We start from the raw sequence: 18,543 nt of genomic DNA, 5'->3' as shown, positions 1-18,543 counted from the left end.
ATCCTAGGGCGAAGCAAGGAGCGAAGCGACGCGGCGCAGACCCTAGGATCCATGCCGCGACCTTTGCCGAGAATGCATCGGTCCAAGAAGGGCAGCCTAACGTTGGATACTACACGGACCGCCAAAGACAGTATTGCACCGTTGTGCCCTGCTCGAAAGTCGCGGCATGGATCCTAGGGTCTCCGCGACGTCGCTTCGCGACTGCTTCGCCCTAGGATGACGAAGGAAAGGGGCTTCGCCATGCCTTCGAAATCAACCCTTTCGCAGCTTCTCCACATCCGTCTTCCCAACATACCAATCACGCGCATTGACCTCCTCGAAAACCACCCAGACATCGTTATTGCTCAGCCCGGTGGCGTCCATGATGGCCGCCGTGACCTTTTTGGCGATGTCCGCCTTCTTGCCCGCCGGATCGGCTGATATCACTTCCTTGACGATGCGGATGTTGACGAATGGCATTTTTTCCTCCCGGGATGTTCGTGCTCGCGACCCGCTTCGATGAAACCGTCGAACGGCCACCAGTGCTCCAGTCTCAGTATGTCTTGGCGCCGTTGACCATGAGCCGCACCATGTAGAGCGACGTGGTGCCGGCGATGTAGAGGCAATTCAGCTTGTTGCCGCCGAACACGCAATTGGCGGTGACTTCCGGCACCTTGACCTTGCCGATCAGCGTGCCGTCCGGATCGTAGCAATGGATGCCGTCGGCGGCACTGGTCCAGATGCGGCCGTCCTCGTCGAGCCTGAAGCCGTCGAACAGGCCGGCCGTGCAGTCGGCGAAGACTTTTTCGCCCGAAACCTTCTTGCCGCCCTTGCCGACATTGAACACCCGCATATGCGCCGGATTCTGCGCGCCATGCGTGCGGCCGGTATCGACGACATAAAGCTTGCTCTCGTCGAGCGAGAAAGCCAGGCCGTTGGGCCGGACCATGTCGGTGATGACGGCTTCGACCTCGCCGGTGCCGGGATCGACCCGGTAGACATGACAGGCGCCGATTTCGCTCTCGGCCCTGTCGCCCTCATAATCCGTATCGATGCCGTAGCTCGGATCGGTGAACCAGATAGAACCGTCGGATTTCACCACCGCGTCGTTTGGCGAATTCAGCCGCTTGCCCTTCCATTTGGCCGCGATCGTGGTGACCGAGCCGTCGAACTCGGTGCGGCTGACGCGGCGGCCCGAATGCTCGCAGGTGATCAGCCGGCCCTGCCGGTCGACGCTGTTGCCGTTCGAATTGCCGGACGGCTGCCGGAAGACGCTGACATTGCCGTCGGTCTCGTCATAGCGCAGCATGCGGTTGTTGGGGATGTCGGACCAGACGACATAGCGGCCGGCGGCGAACCAGGCCGGCCCCTCCGCCCACTGGCATCCGGTGAACAGCTTCTCGACCTGCGCGTTGCCGTTGAACAGGCGCGCGAAGCGCGGATCGAGAATTTCATAATAGTCCGCAGCCGCCATGCTTTTCCTCCCGGCATCAATGACACCGGATCAAGACAGCCGGAGGGACAGAAGGCAATGTGGGTACGCACAGTGTCATGCAAAAGATCGCTTGCCGGCTCTGCGCATGACGTTAATGCATGTCGCCCAAAAGTGGCCCCGGTTTTGGGAGAACGACATGCATAAAAACAAAGACCTGAAGCGCGTCGCCTGAATCCGTTCAAACGCGACGCGCTTTAGCGCCGCATTAACCGGCTATGCGTTCAGCGCAATGGTGCATTGCAACATCTTCTTTTTGCAATGCACAATTACTATGTCATGCTTCGTATCGATCAAGGGAGGAAGAAACGGCCGCCGAAACGCGGCGCCAAAAAGGAACCTTGCTATGATCCTCGACAGTCTCATGACCCGCGCTCGCAACAGCATTGCCAAGCGCAAGCACTACAACCGCCTGGTCGCCGAAATCGACAGCTTTTCCAGCCGCGATCTGGCCGACATGCGCGCCGACCGCTCGGAAATGCTCTACCAGATCCACAAGCAGATCTACGGCTGAGTATTCGATCGCCTCATCACGTTCGCCATCCTTGGGCGTAGCGACGCGTAGCGTTGCGAAGACCCAAGGATGACGAAGCTACGCGTATAGGCGCGTCGCGACGTCAGTTCGACGCCGCCAGCGCCTTGTCGATCTGTGGCAGTAAGAGATCCCTCGCCGTCTCGGGCGTCAGCGGGCCGACATGCTTGTAGGCGATCTTGCCGTCCTTGCCGATGACGAAGGTTTCCGGCACGCCATAGACGCCCCAGTCGATCGCCGCGCGGCCCGCTTCGTCGACCCCTATCGCCTGGAACGGATTGCCGAGATCGCCGAGGAACCGGCGTGCGTTTTCGGGCCGGTCCTTGTAGTTCAGCGCCGCCATGGTGAAACGCTTGTCCTGCGACAGCGCCAGAAGCACCGGGTGCTCTTCGCGGCATGGCGCGCACCACGACGCGAAGACGTTGACCAATGTGACCTTGCCGGCGAAGGTTTTCGAATCGAGCCCCGGCAGGTTTGACCCCTCCAGCGCCGGCAGGCTGGTTTGCGGTGCAGGCAGGCCGATCAGGGCCGACGGCACTTCCGAAACATCGCGTCCCGACAGCAGCTGCGACAGGAACAGTCCGGCCAGGCCGAGGAAGATCAGCAGCGGCAACAGCACGAACAGGCGACGAGTGCGCGGGGGCGGCGTTTCCGTTTCGATGCTCATGGCTTTGCGACCTTGTCGGAGCGACGCCTCACGCCGGACGCCTCCAGTTCGGCAAGCTCACGCTTGCGCGCCCGCTGGTCGAGCAGGATCCAGCCGATCAATCCGGCCAGCACCACGGCAGTGATGCCATAGGCGGCGGTCACGTAGAGTGCATGCGCGCTCACGCGGCAGGCCCCGCTGAAGTGCGGCCTTCCAAGCCGATCATGTCGCCCAGTCTAGACATGCTTTTCCTTAGCCTCGCTCCGTCGGCTTCGCAATCGGTCGCCGCGCCGCAGTCATACGCCGCGTCAATCCGTGCCATGGCGCAGCGCCAGCGCCGCCGAGACCGGACCCAGCACGCCAAGAAACAGGGTTAGCGCGGCAAGAATGAGGAAGGGCTGCAGAAACGGATCGGGATTGGCGGTCGCCCCATAGCTTGCCGAAACGCCGAAGATCAGCACCGGAATGGTCAGCGGCAGCACCAGTACCGAGATCAGCAGCCCGCCACGCGGCAGCGCCACTGCCACCGCAGCACCGGCGGCGCCGATGAACGTGATTGCCGGGGTGCCGACCAGCAGCGTCAGCGCCGTGGCGCCGATGCCGAGCGGCTCCATGTTCATGAACAGCCCGAGCAGGGGCGCGGCGACCACCAGCGGCAGCACACTGCCCGCCCAATGCGCCAGGCATTTCACCAGCACCGTCAAGGCCAGCATGTGGCGATCATTGCCGAGCACCAGGAGATCGAGCGAGCCATCCTCGCGGTCGGCCTGGAACAGCCGGTCGAGACCGAGCAGGCAGGACAGCAGCGCGCCGATCCACAGGATGGCCGGCCCGATGCGGGCCAGCAGCTTCAGGTCCGGCCCTACTCCGAACGGGATGGTGGCGATGACGGCGAGAAAGAAGATGACCCCGGTCAGCGCCCCGCCGCCCGCACGGATGTTGAGGCGGATGTCGCGCAGGAAGAGGGCTAGCATGGTATGAGATGCTCGCGCGCCATCATCAACCCGTTTCCCCCATCCTCAACTCCATCCCCTCGATCCCCAGCGGCAGATGCGTCGCCGCGACAATCATCCCGCCATCCGTGCAATGCTTGGCCATCAACCCCGCAAACCGCGCCTCCGACGCCTTGTCCAGCCCTGCTGTCGGCTCATCCAGCAACCACAATGGCCGGTGGCTGACCAGCAGTTTCGCGATCGCCGCCCGGCGCCGTTGCCCGGTCGATAGATAGCCGAATGGCAGGTGGCCGATGCCACCGAGCCCGACCGTTTCCAGCGCCTCTTTGACGCCGAGCTGTCCGTCGCCGTTGAAGTCGCGCCAGAAGCGCAAATTCTCCGCCACGCTGAGCGCCGGTTTCATTGCGTTCTGGTGGCCAAGGTAGTGACAGGCCGAGGCAACAGACGGAAACGCTTCGCCGCCACCCTCGATCCTCACGCTGCCTTGCGCCACCGGCAGCAGCCCGGCGATGACCCGCAGCAGGGTCGACTTGCCCGATCCGTTCGGCCCCGTGACGATGAGCGCCCGACACTCCTCCAAGGCAAAATCGATGCCGGAAAACACCGCCTCGCCGCCTCGCTCGCCGCACAGATTTTCGGCGATCAGCCGCATTCCTCGCCTGCCCTGAAACCATGTGTCGCGGCCGCTGCCGCATCGCACAAATTTGCTTTCCAACTGTCTAGAACTATTCCAGAAAATTCTCTATATGCGGTGCATCCGTGCCAGCGGTCGGCACGGGAACAGAATTAGCGCCGAACCAGCGCACGCGCCGCCTTGAACGGCTCGGGTTGCTTGGGAACGGACAGCGGAAATGGCCGTACCCGCACCTTTGCGCGTGATTGCATGCCATCGGCGTCCGTTCCCTTTCAGGCTGAACAGACAAGGATCGCACGTGTCAAAATCCCTCGACAGTTTCAATTGCCGCCGCACGCTGACCGCAGGCGGCGCGGAGTATGCCTATTTCGACCTCATCGAGGCCGAGAAGAACGGCCTCACCGGCATCTCGCAGCTGCCCTATTCGATGAAGGTGCTGCTGGAAAACCTGCTGCGCAACGAAGACGGCCGCTCCGTCACCAAGGAATCGATCCAGGCGGTGGCCGGCTGGCTGACCGACAAGGGCACCGCCGGTGTCGAGATCGCCTATCGCCCGGCCCGCGTGCTGATGCAGGATTTCACCGGCGTTCCGGCCGTGGTCGACCTTGCCGCGATGCGCGACGCCATGGCTTCGCTCGGCGGCGATCCGCAGAAGATCAACCCGCTGGTGCCGGTCGACCTCGTCATCGACCATTCCGTCATCGTCGACGAATTCGGCACGCCGATGGCCTTTGCCCGCAATGTCGAGCTGGAATATGAGCGCAATGAGGAGCGCTACAAATTCCTCAAATGGGGCCAACAGGCGTTCCGCAACTTCCGCGTCGTGCCGCCCGGCACCGGTATCTGCCATCAGGTCAACCTCGAATATCTCGGCCAGGTGGTGTGGACCAACACCGAGGACGGCGAAACGACAGCCTATCCCGACACCTGCGTCGGCACCGATTCGCACACCACCATGATCAACGGCCTTGGCGTGCTCGGCTGGGGCGTCGGCGGCATCGAGGCCGAGGCGGCCATGCTCGGCCAGCCTGTCTCCATGCTTTTGCCTGAGGTGATCGGCTTCCGCCTCACCGGCAAGCTCAAAGAAGGCGTCACCGCCACCGACCTCGTGCTCACCGTCACCCAGATGCTGCGTAAGAAGGGCGTCGTCGGCAAGTTCGTCGAGTTCTTCGGGCCGGGCCTCTCCAACATGACGCTGGCCGACCGCGCCACCATCGGCAACATGGCGCCCGAATATGGCGCCACCTGCGGCTTCTTCCCGGTCGACTCGGAAACCATCCGCTACCTCACAATGTCCGGCCGCAGCGAGGACCGCATCGCGCTGGTCGAGGCTTATGCCAAGGCTCAAGGAATGTGGCGTGAGACCGGCTCGACCGATCCGGTGTTCACCGATCTGCTCGAGCTGGAACTTGGCTCCGTCGTGCCGTCGATGGCCGGACCCAAGCGGCCCGAGGGCCGCGTCGCCCTGGAAGGCATTCCGGAAGGTTTCGCCAAGGCGATGGAGACCGAATACAAGAAGGCCGCCGAAATCTCCAAACGCTACGCAGTCGAAGGCGCCGACCATGATCTCGGTCATGGCGACGTCGTCATCGCCGCCATCACTTCGTGCACCAACACCTCGAACCCGAGTGTGCTGATCGGCGCCGGCCTCCTGGCCCGCAACGCCAACCGCCTCGGTTTGAAGCAGAAGCCATGGGTGAAGACCTCGCTGGCGCCGGGCAGCCAGGTGGTCGCCGAGTATCTGGAGAAATCCGGCCTGCAGAAGGAACTCGATCAGATCGGCTTCAACCTGGTCGGTTTCGGCTGCACCACCTGCATCGGCAATTCCGGCCCGCTGCCGGCGCCGATCTCGAAGACCATCAACGACAAGGGCCTGATCGCTGCCGCGGTCTTGTCCGGCAACCGCAACTTCGAAGGCCGCGTCTCGCCCGACGTGCAGGCGAACTATCTGGCCTCGCCGCCGCTGGTCGTCGCGCACGCGCTGGCCGGCACCGTCACAAAGGACCTGACCACCGAGCCGCTCGGCGAGGACAAGAACGGCGAGCCGGTCTACCTCAAGGATATCTGGCCGAGCTCGGCCGAGATCCAGGAGTTCATCGAGAAGAACGTCACCCGCGAGCTGTTCGCCCGCAAATATGCCGACGTCTTCAAGGGCGACGAGTACTGGCAGAACGTCAAGGCGCCGGAAGGCCAGACCTATGCCTGGGACGACAACTCGACCTATGTGCAGAACCCGCCCTATTTCGCTGGCATGACATCAGGTTTCGGCAAGATCGGCGACATCAAGGGCGCCCGCGTGCTTGGCCTGTTCGGCGACAAGATCACCACCGACCACATTTCGCCGGCGGGTTCGATCAAGGCGGCCTCGCCGGCCGGCAAATACCTCACCGATCACGGTGTCGGCGTCGCCGACTTCAACCAGTACGGCACAAGGCGCGGCAATCACGAGGTGATGATGCGCGGCACCTTCGCCAACATCCGCATCCGCAACCACATGCTGGGCGAGAACGGCCGCGAGGGTGGCTACACCATCCACTACCCGTCGAAGGAAGAGGAATCGATCTACGACGCGGCGATGGAGTACAAAAGGGAAGGCGTGCCGCTGGTTGTCTTCGCCGGCGTCGAATACGGCAACGGCTCGTCGCGCGACTGGGCTGCCAAGGGTACCAATCTCCTCGGTGTCCGCGCGGTCATCGCCCAGTCCTTCGAGCGCATCCATCGCTCGAACCTGGTCGGCATGGGCGTTATCCCCTTCGTCTTCGAGGAAGGCACCTCATGGGCATCGCTCAACCTCAAGGGAGACGAGCTGGTCGAGATCGACGGCTTGAGCACCATCAAACCGCGCCAGACGATGATCGCCAAGGTCACCTATGGCGACGGCACGGTGAAGAATGTGCCGATCATCTGCCGCATCGATACGCTGGATGAGCTCGATTACTTCAAGAACGGCGGCATCCTGCAATACGTGCTGCGCGATCTTGCTGCTTAGTAAGGGAGTAGGGCAGTAAGGGAGTAGGGAAGGTGAAGACCTATTCCCCTATTCCCCTATTCCCCTATTCCCCTATTCCCCTACCTTCGGCTTCCCAAACCGCGCCGCTGCCGCCAAAAGCACGCTGAGCATCACGCCGTTGAGGATGTGCCAGAGGAAGTGCGTTCCGAGCGGAAAGCTGCCGCAGACCACCGGGTCGATCATCCGGCAGATGACGGACACGACGAAGATCGCCGAGCCCGCCAGATTATACCAGCCGGCGCGATTGCCGCTCACCGTCACCCAGACACCGAAGAAGGCGAGCGCCAGGAACGGCGGCAGATAGCCCGTCGTACCGTTCGACGCCTGGCGCAGCCAGTCCGGCACGGCAAGGGTTATCGCCCCGGCAAGCACATAGAAGGCAATGAAGATGGCGATGGCCTTGCCCCATCGCATGCCGAGGAAGCGGCGTAAATTGAACAGCGTGTAGGCCAGCGTGAAGCCGGCGATCGGCAGCACGTCGGCCCAGACCGTGCCCTTGGTGGCAAAGGTGTGGAAGATCGTCGAACCGATGCCGATCGCCACCACCCACCAGGCCAGCACCTCGGCGAAGGCGCCGGTGCCCAGCCTTCGCACCTCGCGCACGCCCCACAGGCCGGCGGCGATGAAGGCGAGGTTGGTCAGGGCGTTGACGGGTTCGGACCAGAATTCCGGGCCGGTCCGCTCGCAATAGAGGTCGACCGTCGCCAAAAACGTTTGCCACATCGTGATTGCCGCCCGAATCGGTTTCTATCCTGAAGCGCAGATCCTTCCTATTGCGGGGTTGCGGTCGGCTGCAATGGCAAAATTTCACCGCAACGTGACTTCCCGTTGACTTCCGGTTCTGCCACATATTTTAGCAATCAAGATAAAGCCGGCACCACCGGCGGGAATCGGAATGGCCATGGCCTCGCGAAAATCATTGTGGCTGGCAGCTCTTGCGCTGGCCTTCTCGGCGTCTGCCGGCGCCGGGCATGCCGGCGAATCCGATCGCGCCCATGCCGACCGGGTCCAGATCGACAGGCTCCAGATCGACAGGCCATTGGGCGTGGTCGAACTGTTCACCAGCCAGGGCTGCAGTTCCTGCCCGCCGGCCGATACGCTGTTCTCCGAACTTGCCGCTAAGGAAGATATCGTCGCGCTCGCCTATCACGTCGACTATTGGGACTATCTCGGCTGGCAGGACACGCTGGCACGCAAGGAGAACACCGAGCGGCAATACGACTACATGCGCGCCTTCGGCAGCCGCTCCGTCTATACGCCGCAGGCCGTCATCAACGGCCGTGTCCACGTCAACGGCGCCAGCCGCGGCGAGGTCGATGGCGCGCTCGCCCGCATGGCCAAGAACGGCGAAGGCATGCGCGTCGCCGTCAAGGTCAGCCGCACCAGCGACCGTGTGACGATCGACGCCGGTGATGCCGGCAACGGCCCCAGCGACGCCCATGTCGTCATCGTCTATTTCGACCCGCCGCAGACGGTCAAGGTCGGCGAGGGCGAGAATACCGGCCGCAAGATGACCTACTGGAACGCCGTCACCGGGATTCAGACCGCTGGCATGTGGCATGGCAAGGCACAGCGCTACGAGCTGCCGATGAGCGAGATTGCCAAAAAGGGCGGCTGCGCCGTGCTGCTGCAGTCGGTCGGCAAGGACGGCATGCCCGGTCCTATTCTCGGCGCCGCGTTCATCCACAAGCCGTAACGGACGCCGGCGCCCCCATCTTCGCTAGGACTGTGGATGGGAGGCCCCTCATCCGGCCGCTTCGCGGCCACCTTCTCCCCGAGGGGAGAAGAGGTAAAGCGCCGCCGCGATCTCCTCTCCCCTCGGGGAGAGGTCGGATTGTCCCGAATTGCCCCTTCGCAATTCGGTTGGCAATCCGGGTGAGGGGGACGCGACGCTCGGTGAAACCGCACTCGACTCACCACCCAATAAAAAACCGACGTCAGCTTGCTTCTGACGTCGGTCATTTAGGTTTTGGGATCGTCGCACCCGGTTCTTCCGAGGAAGAGCCGAGGTTGGTTCGATCCGACGCAGACCCGTGGGCGGGGGGCTTGGGGTTTACGAGCCGGTGCCGGACCGAACCGTCTCAGGCAACACCGGTAAATTCGTCGGACATTGGGGCATGAGCGCGGATAAAAAAAGGCAGAAATGTGGCGGAACATCACCAATTCCAACACGGCGTTTCATAAAAGTGACTGGACGTGACGAAAACGGCGCGGCGCGGGGCTCGGTTCGCTAGGCCTTGCAATTCAGTCGCGAACACGCCAACTTTGGTTGGCAAAGATTCATTTTGAAGGATCGAGGCATGACGGATGACAGCGGCGGGACGGGGGATGGGGACGCATCCGCGATATTGATCCCGCTGCACGAGGCACGACGCGAACGTCTCGATCAGCCGGTACGGTTTGACCGCCGCGAGTTGGACCAGATCCTCAGGCTCTACGGACGCATGGTCGCTGCCAATGAATGGCGCGACTACGCCATCGATCATCTTGCGGACCGCGCCGTGTTTTCCGTATTCCGCCGCACCAGTGAAGTGCCGCTGTTCCAGATCGTCAAGGATCCGAAACTGGCCCGCAAGCAGGGCGCTTTTGCCGTCATCGCCGCCGGCGGCCGCATCCTGAAACGCGGTCAGGAACTTGGCCGCGTGCTTGGTGTGTTCGACAGCAAGCTCAAGGTTGTAGAGGCTTGAGCTACGGAATTGAAGAAACTGGAGAATTGAAGAATTGAAGAATTGGGCACTCGACGCCTGATGTAACCGCCTTCTTCTTCAGTTCTTCAGTTCTTCAGTTCTTCAGTTCTTCAGTTGTTCAGTTCTTCAGTTCCCCGATTCCTCGCTTCAGTCCCCTTTAAGACGAAACTTCCGCTCCGGCAGCGAGCTCGGATCGGGCGGCGCCGAGGCACCGCCATTCAGCGACAGCTGCATGAACACCGTGTCCAGCCAGCGCCCATGCTTGTAGCCGGAACCTTCGAGGCGTCCCGAATAGCGAAAGCCGAGCTTTTCGTGCAGCCGCACCGAGGCACTGTCGGGACGGCCATCGCCGATCACCGCGATGATCTGGCGAAAGCCCGCCGTCGTCACTGCCTCGATCAGGCTTTGCATCAGCTTGAGCCCGACGCCCTGGCCCTTGGCCTCGGGCGCGACATAGACCGAATCCTCGACGATGAAGCGATAGGCCGGGCGCGGCCGGAAGGCGCCGGCATAGGCGTAGCCGAGAACAGTGCCGTCCTTCTCCGCCACCAGGTAAGGAAAGCCGCCGGCCATCAGGCTGTCGAATCGAACACCCATCTCCGCGCGGCTCGGCGGCTCCAGCTCATAGCTCGCCGTGCCTTGGGTCACCGCGTCGGCATAGATGGCCGTGACGCTGTCGAGGTCGGCCACCGTGACAGGCCGGATCGTAATATTGCTCATTGTTTATGCATGTCGTTTCTCTGCTCGCAATAACAGCAAAGGCCAAGACAAAAGAAAAGGGCGGCCGTTGGGCCGCCCTTCTGGAACTCGATGGTCCAAGCGCTGCTGTACTAGCGGCGGTCGCCCATGAACTGCAGCAGGAACATGAACAGGTTGATGAAGTCGAGATAGAGCCTCAGCGCGCCCATGATCGCCTTGCGGCCGGCGACATCGGTAGCATCGCCCTCGAAATACATCTCCTTGATCTTCTGCGTGTCATAGGCGGTGAGGCCGGCGAAGACCAGCACGCCGATCGCCGACACGGCGAAAGACAGCGCCGACGACTGCAGGAAGATGTTGATCACCGACGCGATGATGATGCCGAACACGCCCATGATCAGGAACGAGCCCATTGCCGTCAAGTCGCGCTTGGTGGTGTAGCCGAACAGCGACAGCGCGCCGAAAGCGGCGGCGGTGGCGAAGAAGGTCTGCGAGATGCTTGCCGTGGTGTAGACCAGGAAGATCGACGACAGCGACAGGCCGACGAGACCGGCATAGACCCAGAACGTGGTCTGCGCGGCAGCGACGCTCATCGACTGAATCCTGAACGACAGGAAGAACACGGCGGCCAGCGGCGCCAGCATCACCACCCAGCGCAGCGGCGAACCGAAGATCGCGTAGCCGAACGAGGTCAGCATCTCGCCGCTTGGCAGCGTCGCGACAGCCGAAGCCGGATCGGTGGTGGTGGCCAGCATGATCGTGCCGACAGCGGCAAGACCAGTGATGAGGAGGCCAAGCCCCATCAGATTGTAAACCTTGATCATGTAGGCGCGCAGGCCCTGATCGATGTCGGCACCGACGCTGACGCCGGGCACGGCGCGCGTCTGGTAGTTGCGAATGGGATCAGCCATTGTAGTCCTCTATTGCTTCTACCCCGTCCGGTGTCAGGTCCTTCCGGACCCAGGCGCCGCTGGCAGGGCTCCAGCATGCCTGTGGCGAAATATGATGGTTATTCGCGTCAAGAACAAGACCGTAACCGGATGTAACGGTTCGTGAGAGGGCGAAGTGCCGATTCCTCGGCTTTTCGGAGGGCTTTCTTACCAAGATTTAATCCAGGATGCCCATTTCCGGGCCTGTCGTCACAAATTGCGCAGCACCGGTGCTGCCTTGTGGCCGAGCACCCGCCAGGTGCCGGCGAGACCAATGCCGACCGTGACCACCAGCGAAAACAGAATGGTTGCCACCGCCACCTCCGGCATGAAATGCGACGGCAATGTCATGATGCGCGCGACGACGAACCAGGCGGCAGCACTGCCCGCTGCCAGCGCGAAGATGGCGGTGGCCAGCCCGATCAGCATATATTCGAGCGAGAAGGCCGATATCAGCGTCGTGCGTGTCGCACCCAGCGTCTTCAACACCACCGCATCATGGATGCGCGCCCGGTTGCCGGCTGCAAGCGCGCCGGCCAGCACCAGCACCGAGGCGATCAGCGCCACGCCAGCGGCGGCCCGGATCGCCGTGCCGAGTTGCCCGACCAACCGGTTGACGACATCGAGCGCGTCCTTGACCCGCACCGTCGTCACCGCGGGGAAGGCGCGGGTGACGGCGTTGAGGATGCGGGCGTCGTCGGCCGTCGAGGCACTCTTTTCGGTCAGCGTCGCCATCCAGCCATGCGGGGCGCCTGCGAATGTGTTGGGCGAGAAGACCATGACGAAATTGATGCCCATCGTCTCCCATTCGACCTGGCGGAAATTGGCGATCCTGGCGGTGACATTGCGGCCCAGCACATTGACGGTGATGGTGTCGCCGAGCTTCAGCCCGATCTCCTTGCCTTCTTGCGCCGAAAACGAAACCAGCGGTTCGCCGCTGTAATTTTCGGGCCACCAACTGCCCTCGGTCAACGTCGCGTTCTCCGGTTGCCTGGTGTCATAGGTCAGGCCGCGGTCCCCCCTCAGCACCCAGGCGCCTTCCGCCGGCACTTTCACCTTGTCGACATCGACACCGTTCAGCGCCATCACCCGGCCGCGCAGCATCGGCACCTTGGCCAGCACGCCCTGCGGGGCCTCCTTGCCGATCAGCGCCGAGAAAGACGCGACATCGGCGCTCTGGATGTCGACGAAGAAGAAGTTCGGCGCCCGTTCCGGCAGGCTGCCGGAGATCTGCCGCCTGAGATTGCCATCGATCAGCGCCAGCGTCACCAGCAGCGTCAGGCCAAGCCCCAGGGACAGCACCACCGATGGCGTCAGGGCGCCTGGCCGATGAATGTTGCCGATGGCGAGCCTGAGCGCCACGAAGCGCACGCGCGGGCTTTTCCTGGCCGCCCATTGCACCAGTGCGCCGACCACGCGCAGCACCAGGAAGGCGAAGACGGTAGCGCCGACAAAAATCGAGGCTATGCGCTGGTCGCCCGAGAACAGAATGGCCAGCGCCGCAAGCAACAGCGCGATGCCTATGGCGGCCGCGACATAAGCGGGGCGCGGCAAGCCGCGGCCTTCCAGCCCCATTTCGCGAAACAGCGCGGTTGCCGGCACGTCGCGGGCGCGGCCGAGCGGCAGCAGCGCGAAAGCCAACGTCACCAGCAGGCCGAACAGCGCCGCCATACCGAGCGCGCCGGGATAGAAGCCGCCTTCGGCAGGCACCGGAATGACGGATTGCAAGGCCGCACTCGCCGCGAACGGCATCAGTGCGCCGAGCACAAGGCCCAGCACGATACCCAATCCGGCTATGATCAGGATCTGCACGAGATAGACGGCAAAGACGAAGCCGCCCGAAGCGCCCAGGCTCTTGAAGGTGGCGATGACGCCGCGCTTGCCGTCGAGATAGGCGCGTACCGCATTGGCGACGCCCACGCCGCCGACCACCAGCGCCGTCAGCCCGACCAGGGTCAGGAACTGCGAGAAACGTTCAATGTTGGACGACAGCGCGGGCGCCGCGTTGCTGCGTGTGCGGATCGACCAGCCTGCTTCGGGGAAATCCGTGGCGGCCTTGTCCTGGACGGCTTTCAGCCGCACCTCGTCGGCGTCTGCCGGCAGCCGGATCTTGTAGGCATTCTCGACCAGGCTGCCCGGCTGGATCAGTCCAGTGGCCGCCAGTCCGTCGGTCGAGATCATCAGCCTTGGGGCGAAGCCGAAACCGTCGGACACGGCGTCCGGTTCGGCGACCAGCCTGGCGCGCAGTTCGAAAGTGGCGGTGCCGAGCTTCAGCCGGTCGCCGATCTTGACGTGCAACCGCTCGAACAGAAGATCGGGTGCCGCCGCACCGAAGACGCCGAACTCTTCGCCGAACAGTTCCTGTTTCGACAGTGCCGGCTCGGTCTCCAGCGTGCCATAGAGCGGATAGGCATGGTCGACCGCCTTGGCCTCGACCAGCGCCTGGTCGGATCCGTCGGCCAGACGCGCCATCGAACGCATGCTGGCGGTCCGGGAAACTGTGCCGAGCCCGTCAAGGAAGCTGCGCTCCGCCCGGCTGGCGTCACGCTGGTTGATCTGGAAGCGAAGATCGCCGCCGAGCAGCGTCTGGCCCTGATTGGCGACACCGGCGGTGATCGAACGCGCCACCGAGTTGACGCCGCCGATGGCCGCGACGCCGAGCGCGATGCAGGCGAGGAAGATCAGGAAGCCGGACAGGCCGCCGCGCATCTCGCGCAGTGAGAAGCGGACCGCGAGCCTCAACGTCCGGGACAGCGGCATCAGGCCGTCACCTTGACGGGGGCCGGTGCCTCGATCCGGCCCGAGCGCATCGAAACCTGGCGCGAACAGCGCGCCGCGAGCGCCGGATCATGGGTCACCAGCACCAGCGTCATGCCGCGCTCGGCCGCCTTGGCAAACAAGAGGTCGGCGACCTGCCGCCCGGTCGCCTGGTCGAGATTGCCGGTCGGCTCGTCGGCGATCAGGATGCGCGGCGACGGCGCCAATGCGCGGGCGATCGCCACGCGCTGTTGCTCGCCGCCCGACAATTCGCCGGGATAGTGGGTGACGCGGTCGCTGAGGCCAACCGCCGCCAGCTCGCGCGCCGCCACCGAAAACGGATCGGCATGGCCGGCCAGTTCCAGCGGCACCGCGACATTTTCCAGCGCCGTCATGTTGGGAATGAGATGAAAGGACTGGAACACGATGCCAATGTTTCGGCCACGAAACGAAGCAATCTGGTCCTCGCTTTTGCCGTTGAGCAGCTCACCGGCGATTCGGACCGTACCTGAATCGACCCTTTCCAGGCCTGCCAGGACCATCAGCAATGTCGACTTGCCGGAACCCGAAGGCCCTACGATGCCGGTCGCCTCGCCCGTCGCCACATCAAGGCTGACACCCTTCAGCACATGGACCGATGAAGCGCCCTCGCCAAGGGTCAGGGATACATCTTTCAGCGCGATGACGGCTTCTGTCAAAATGAAATCGTCCTATATCTGGAAAGGCTCTGCTTGCCGGAAGCCGTCGACTGAAGAATTCCTAGCTCATATGGGGCCTGCCGCATGTCTTTCAAACGCAGTATTGCCGCAGGCTTGATGGTTTTCCTCGCCATCAGCGGCGCCATGTCGTCGGCGAGCGCCGAGCCGTTCAAGATCGTCGGCTTCGGTGACAGCCTGATGGCGGGCTTCGGTCTTGGCCCGGACCAGGGCTTTACCGACAGGCTGCAGGCCGCGCTTGGCGCCAGGGGCCAGGATGTGATCGTCGCCAATGCCGGCGTCTCCGGCGACACGACGAGCGGCGGCCTGGCTCGGCTCGACTGGTCGGTGCCGGACGGCACGCAGCTTGTCATCCTCGAACTCGGCGCCAACGACATGCTGCGCGGCGTTTCGCCCGACATCACCAGGAAGAACCTCGACGAGATGCTGAGCAAGCTGAAGCAGCGCAAGATTGCCGTGCTTCTGGCCGGCATGCGTGCCGCACCCAATCTCGGTCCCGACTACCAGAATGCGTTCGACGCCATTTTTCCGGACCTGGCGAAGAAATACGAAGTCGTGCTCTACCCGTTCTTTCTCGACGGCGTCGCCGGCCAGCCCGGCATGCAACTCGAGGACGGCCTGCATCCGAGCGCAAAAGGCGTCGACCAGATGGTCGAACGCATCCTGCCGACGGTAGAGAAGGTGATCGCGGCAGTGCCGGGCGATTCCTAGCGGATTGGAACTGTTTCCGCCCGGCAAGCTTTTAACAGGGACTGTGGCCAACAAACCTCTTGCTCCGTTTGACTATCGATGATTCGCTATAGGTGACAGTTCGATTCGAGGAAGGGAGGCTCTTCATGCCGCGTCTTTTCACCGCCCTCGAAATTCCGCGTGACGCTGCCCTTTCGCTGTCCCTGCTGCGGGGCGGCTTGCCGGGAGCCCGCTGGATCGATGTCGAAAACTACCATCTGACGCTGCGCTTCATCGGCGATGTCCCCGGCCATGTCGCCGACGAGATCGCCAACGCGCTCGACCGCGTCCACCGCCCTTCCTTCTCGCTGGCGCTGTCCGGCGTCGGCGCTTTCGGCCAGAAGAAGCCGCATGCGGTGTGGGCGGGTGCTTCCGCCTCGCCCGGTCTGGCTGCCCTTCAGGGCGAGATCGACCGCATCTGCCAGCGGCTAGGCATCCCGGCCGATCCGCGCAAGTTCATGCCGCATGTGACGCTGGCGCGCTTACGCAATTCGACTCCGCTGGACGTCGCCCAATATCTGTCGGCGCGCGGCAATTTCTCGACGCTGCCGTTCCGCATCGGCCGTTTCGTGCTGATGTCGTCGCGCGATTCGGTCGGCGGCGGACCCTACATCGTCGAGGAAGCCTGGCCGCTGTCAGGCACGGACGCCCGCGCCTCCAGCCTTGTCGCCAGCGCCTCCGACGCCTCGCGGATCATGCGATAGGCGGAAGCGAAGGCTTCTGCCTCGTCATGATAAGGATCCGGCACGTCGCGTGACTTTCCCTGCGCGAACTCCAGGAACAGATGGATGCGGTCCTGCACGGCCGCCGGCGCCAGCGCCTTCAGGTCGGCGACATTCGACCGGTCCATGCCGAGGATCAGGTCGAAACGGTGGAGGTCCTGCGGCGTGACCTTGCGCGCCCTCTGTCCGGAAATGTCTACGCCGTGCCGCACCGCGATCGCGATCGCGCGTCGATCGGGGGCAGAGCCGGCCTCCCAGTCACTGGTTCCCGCTGAATCGAGCAGGATATCCCGGGCCGATCCGCGCTCGGCCCAAACGGCGCGGAAGACACCTTCCGCCAGCGGCGACCGGCAGATGTTGCCGAGGCAGACGAAGAGAATGGAGTTTATGGGCTTCGCGCTCATCGATCCGTCGCTATGGTGAGGGTCGTTTTCGAATAGCACGGGATATGGACATGGCGAGAGAGAAACTGGGCAGGCAAGCCGCTGAAGCCGCATTGACCGGTCTCGACGGCTGGGCGCTGGCGGAAGACGGCGCCTCCATCAAGCGCACATTCACCTTCGCGAATTTCTCCGAGGCTTTCGCCTTCATGACCCGCGTCGCGCTTGCCGCCGAGACGATGGACCATCATCCCGACTGGTCGAATGTCTACAAGACAGTCGACGTGACGCTGAACACTCACGACGCCGGCGGCGTCACCGCGCTCGATATCGATCTGGCCAAGAAAATGAACCGTTTTGCCGGCGCCTGAGGCCTGGTATCGCCTCGGCGGGCCCAAATCGGCACCGGCATCTTGTAGCGGGGGTCGGGTTTCACCACATTTTGCCCCGCGGGCATGCGCCGGGATGCGCACGGGCTCTGCAAGGAGAGACTGATGGCGCGACAATCCGGTTTTAATTTCTTCGGCTTTGGCGGCAAGCTGGCGGACGAGAGCGAAGTGCGCGAGAAATTCTGGCGCACAGCCAAGAAGGCCGCGCGGCAGATCCCCTTCATGGAAGAGGTGGTGGCCGCCTATTACTGCGCCATGGACAAGAACACGCCGCTGCGCGCCAAAGGCATTCTGTTGGCCGCGCTCGGCTATTTCGTGCTGCCGGTGGATGTCATCCCCGACTTCGTCTTCGGGCTTGGCTTCACCGACGACATCGCCGTGCTCACCGCCGCGATGACCGCCGTCAGTGCCCACATCACCACTGCGCACCGGCAGGCCGCCAGGGACGCCATGGCCGACAAGGGCTGAACTCGCGCACGGAACGCCGTTGAAGCCGGCTTTCCGCGGCAGCGTAAAAAGTCAAACTCTTGCCGCTTTCGTGGCCTCCAAGTCGCCAAAGGGATGTCGCGCCAGCCGCTCGCAAGGCGGCGGCGCGGGAATGGCGGCGGTTTCCTCGGGGTGAGGGTCCTTTTCTCTTCGGAAATTCACCGTTTGGTAACCCAGATTAAATCAAAATGAAGCGACGGGCAGGACGCCAAGCCGGCCTGCCTCCGCACCATTTGGAATACGGGAAAAGCGATGCGCGGATTGATTGCTATAGTTTCGAGTCTGGCCCTGGTGGCCGTGGCAGCGCCGGCACTGGCGCAGTCGGCGACCAAGATCGGCCAGCACAATGCCTGGGGCACCTACAGCTACCAGGCGTCGGGCGGCAAGGTCTGCTATGTCCTGACCGTGCCGACCGACAAGCAGCCGCCGACGCTCGACCATGGCGACATGTTCTTCTTCGTCAGCCAGCGGCCCGGCCAGCAAGTGTCGTACGAGCCGCAATTCATTGCCGGCTACAACTTCCAGGACGGCTCCAAGGCCACCGTGACCATCGATAAGAAGACGTTTTCGATGTTCACCCGCGGCAAATCGGCCTGGGTCGAGAATGCCGCCGAGGAGCCGGTGCTGATCGCCGCCATGAAGACCGCCACCGACATGAAGGTGACGGCGAAGTCCGGCCGCGGCAATCCCACCTCCTATGTCTTCTCCCTGAAAGGTATTTCGGCGGCGCTGACGTCGATTGCCAAGTGCAAATAGGCTAGGCTTTGTTTTGAGTGAAAGGCCGGGCCGCAAAGCCCGGCCTT

Annotated in this window: 21 protein-coding genes; 9 read left to right on the top strand and 12 right to left on the bottom strand. The window is 63.2% G+C overall.

Annotation, left to right across the window (positions count from 1 at the left end; genetic code table 11):
- Positions 1-252 precede the first annotated feature (252 nt).
- Positions 253-459 (bottom strand): tautomerase family protein, encoded by a 207-nt coding sequence (locus tag NKI99_RS27910; RefSeq protein WP_352612841.1) that lies wholly within the window; start codon positions 457-459, stop codon positions 253-255.
- A 73-nt stretch (positions 460-532) separates the two neighbouring features.
- Complete coding sequence (locus NKI99_RS27905; RefSeq protein ID WP_352612840.1) at positions 533-1,453, bottom strand: SMP-30/gluconolactonase/LRE family protein; 921 nt, start codon at positions 1,451-1,453, stop codon at positions 533-535.
- Positions 1,454-1,817: 364 nt separating this feature from the next.
- Here NKI99_RS27905 and NKI99_RS27900 point away from each other — a divergent pair, with 364 nt between their 5' ends.
- The gene (locus NKI99_RS27900; protein ID WP_013528833.1) at positions 1,818-1,985 is read left to right on the top strand and encodes a hypothetical protein; all 168 of its coding nucleotides are present in this window, start codon (positions 1,818-1,820) and stop codon (positions 1,983-1,985) included.
- A 103-nt stretch (positions 1,986-2,088) separates the two neighbouring features.
- Here NKI99_RS27900 and NKI99_RS27895 read toward each other — a convergent pair whose 3' ends face one another.
- From NKI99_RS27895 to ccmA, 4 genes are all read right to left on the bottom strand, one after another.
- Positions 2,089-2,670, bottom strand: a complete 582-nt coding sequence (locus tag NKI99_RS27895) for a DsbE family thiol:disulfide interchange protein (protein WP_352612838.1) — start codon at positions 2,668-2,670, stop codon at positions 2,089-2,091.
- The gene (ccmD, locus tag NKI99_RS27890; protein WP_013528831.1) at positions 2,667-2,834 is read right to left on the bottom strand and encodes a heme exporter protein CcmD; all 168 of its coding nucleotides are present in this window, start codon (positions 2,832-2,834) and stop codon (positions 2,667-2,669) included. Before ccmD ends, NKI99_RS27895 begins: the two co-directional genes overlap by 4 nt.
- A gap of 123 nt (positions 2,835-2,957) precedes the next feature.
- Positions 2,958-3,623 carry a heme exporter protein CcmB gene (gene ccmB / locus NKI99_RS27885; protein WP_352442575.1) on the bottom strand — a complete coding sequence of 222 codons (666 nt, stop codon included), beginning with the start codon at positions 3,621-3,623 and terminating at the stop codon, positions 2,958-2,960.
- A 25-nt stretch (positions 3,624-3,648) separates the two neighbouring features.
- Complete coding sequence (ccmA, locus tag NKI99_RS27880) at positions 3,649-4,254, bottom strand: heme ABC exporter ATP-binding protein CcmA (protein WP_352555580.1); 606 nt, start codon at positions 4,252-4,254, stop codon at positions 3,649-3,651.
- A gap of 280 nt (positions 4,255-4,534) precedes the next feature.
- Between ccmA and acnA the strand changes: the two genes are divergently transcribed.
- A complete protein-coding gene (gene acnA / locus NKI99_RS27875) occupies positions 4,535-7,225 on the top strand; it encodes an aconitate hydratase AcnA (protein ID WP_352612836.1) in 2,691 nt (896 codons plus the stop codon).
- A 72-nt stretch (positions 7,226-7,297) separates the two neighbouring features.
- Here the strand turns inward: acnA and NKI99_RS27870 are convergent, their stop codons facing one another.
- Entirely contained in the window at positions 7,298-7,969 is a 672-nt protein-coding gene (locus NKI99_RS27870) for a ceramidase domain-containing protein (protein ID WP_352612835.1), read from the bottom strand.
- A 172-nt stretch (positions 7,970-8,141) separates the two neighbouring features.
- Between NKI99_RS27870 and NKI99_RS27865 the strand changes: the two genes are divergently transcribed.
- Together NKI99_RS27865 and NKI99_RS27860 are read left to right on the top strand one after the other, a co-directional pair.
- A complete protein-coding gene (locus NKI99_RS27865) occupies positions 8,142-8,942 on the top strand; it encodes a DUF1223 domain-containing protein (RefSeq protein ID WP_352612834.1) in 801 nt (266 codons plus the stop codon).
- A gap of 604 nt (positions 8,943-9,546) precedes the next feature.
- Positions 9,547-9,933 carry a DUF2794 domain-containing protein gene (locus NKI99_RS27860; protein ID WP_023811306.1) on the top strand — a complete coding sequence of 129 codons (387 nt, stop codon included), beginning with the start codon at positions 9,547-9,549 and terminating at the stop codon, positions 9,931-9,933.
- Positions 9,934-10,080: 147 nt separating this feature from the next.
- On the opposite strand, the gene NKI99_RS27855 is transcribed toward NKI99_RS27860, so the two are convergent.
- The 4 genes from NKI99_RS27855 to NKI99_RS27840 form a co-directional block, all read right to left on the bottom strand.
- Entirely contained in the window at positions 10,081-10,653 is a 573-nt protein-coding gene (locus tag NKI99_RS27855) for a GNAT family N-acetyltransferase (RefSeq protein ID WP_023811307.1), read from the bottom strand.
- Positions 10,654-10,763: 110 nt separating this feature from the next.
- A complete protein-coding gene (locus tag NKI99_RS27850) occupies positions 10,764-11,543 on the bottom strand; it encodes a Bax inhibitor-1/YccA family protein (RefSeq protein WP_023811308.1) in 780 nt (259 codons plus the stop codon).
- Between the two features lie 228 nt (positions 11,544-11,771).
- Positions 11,772-14,321, bottom strand: coding sequence for an ABC transporter permease (locus tag NKI99_RS27845; RefSeq protein WP_023811309.1), 2,550 nt, complete (start codon positions 14,319-14,321; stop codon positions 11,772-11,774).
- A complete protein-coding gene (locus NKI99_RS27840; RefSeq protein ID WP_023811310.1) occupies positions 14,321-15,016 on the bottom strand; it encodes an ABC transporter ATP-binding protein in 696 nt (231 codons plus the stop codon). Before NKI99_RS27840 ends, NKI99_RS27845 begins: the two co-directional genes overlap by 1 nt.
- Positions 15,017-15,100: 84 nt before the next feature.
- Between NKI99_RS27840 and NKI99_RS27835 the strand changes: the two genes are divergently transcribed.
- On the top strand, positions 15,101-15,745 hold the full coding sequence (locus NKI99_RS27835; RefSeq protein WP_128304279.1) for an arylesterase: 645 nt from the start codon (positions 15,101-15,103) through the stop codon (positions 15,743-15,745).
- Positions 15,746-15,870: 125 nt separating this feature from the next.
- A complete protein-coding gene (thpR, locus tag NKI99_RS27830; protein WP_127382293.1) occupies positions 15,871-16,467 on the top strand; it encodes an RNA 2',3'-cyclic phosphodiesterase in 597 nt (198 codons plus the stop codon).
- On the opposite strand, the gene NKI99_RS27825 is transcribed toward thpR, so the two are convergent.
- On the bottom strand, positions 16,371-16,889 hold the full coding sequence (locus NKI99_RS27825) for a low molecular weight protein-tyrosine-phosphatase (RefSeq protein WP_352612833.1): 519 nt from the start codon (positions 16,887-16,889) through the stop codon (positions 16,371-16,373). The two genes, thpR and NKI99_RS27825, sit on opposite strands and share 97 nt — an antisense overlap.
- 50 nt (positions 16,890-16,939) lie before the next feature.
- Between NKI99_RS27825 and NKI99_RS27820 the strand changes: the two genes are divergently transcribed.
- The 3 genes from NKI99_RS27820 to NKI99_RS27810 all read left to right on the top strand — a co-directional run bounded on the left by NKI99_RS27820 (position 16,940) and on the right by NKI99_RS27810 (position 18,496).
- Positions 16,940-17,236 carry a 4a-hydroxytetrahydrobiopterin dehydratase gene (locus tag NKI99_RS27820; protein ID WP_023811314.1) on the top strand — a complete coding sequence of 99 codons (297 nt, stop codon included), beginning with the start codon at positions 16,940-16,942 and terminating at the stop codon, positions 17,234-17,236.
- A gap of 123 nt (positions 17,237-17,359) precedes the next feature.
- On the top strand, positions 17,360-17,722 hold the full coding sequence (locus tag NKI99_RS27815; RefSeq protein ID WP_352612831.1) for a YkvA family protein: 363 nt from the start codon (positions 17,360-17,362) through the stop codon (positions 17,720-17,722).
- Between the two features lie 270 nt (positions 17,723-17,992).
- The gene (locus tag NKI99_RS27810) at positions 17,993-18,496 is read left to right on the top strand and encodes an invasion associated locus B family protein (protein ID WP_352612830.1); all 504 of its coding nucleotides are present in this window, start codon (positions 17,993-17,995) and stop codon (positions 18,494-18,496) included.
- Positions 18,497-18,543: the final 47 nt, after the last annotated feature.

The sequence above is a fragment of the Mesorhizobium sp. M0239 genome, assembly GCF_040321815.1.
GTDB lineage: Bacteria > Pseudomonadota > Alphaproteobacteria > Rhizobiales > Rhizobiaceae > Mesorhizobium.
Note: the sequence above shows the minus strand (reverse complement) of the source record. Positions and strands in the feature narration are given on the sequence as shown.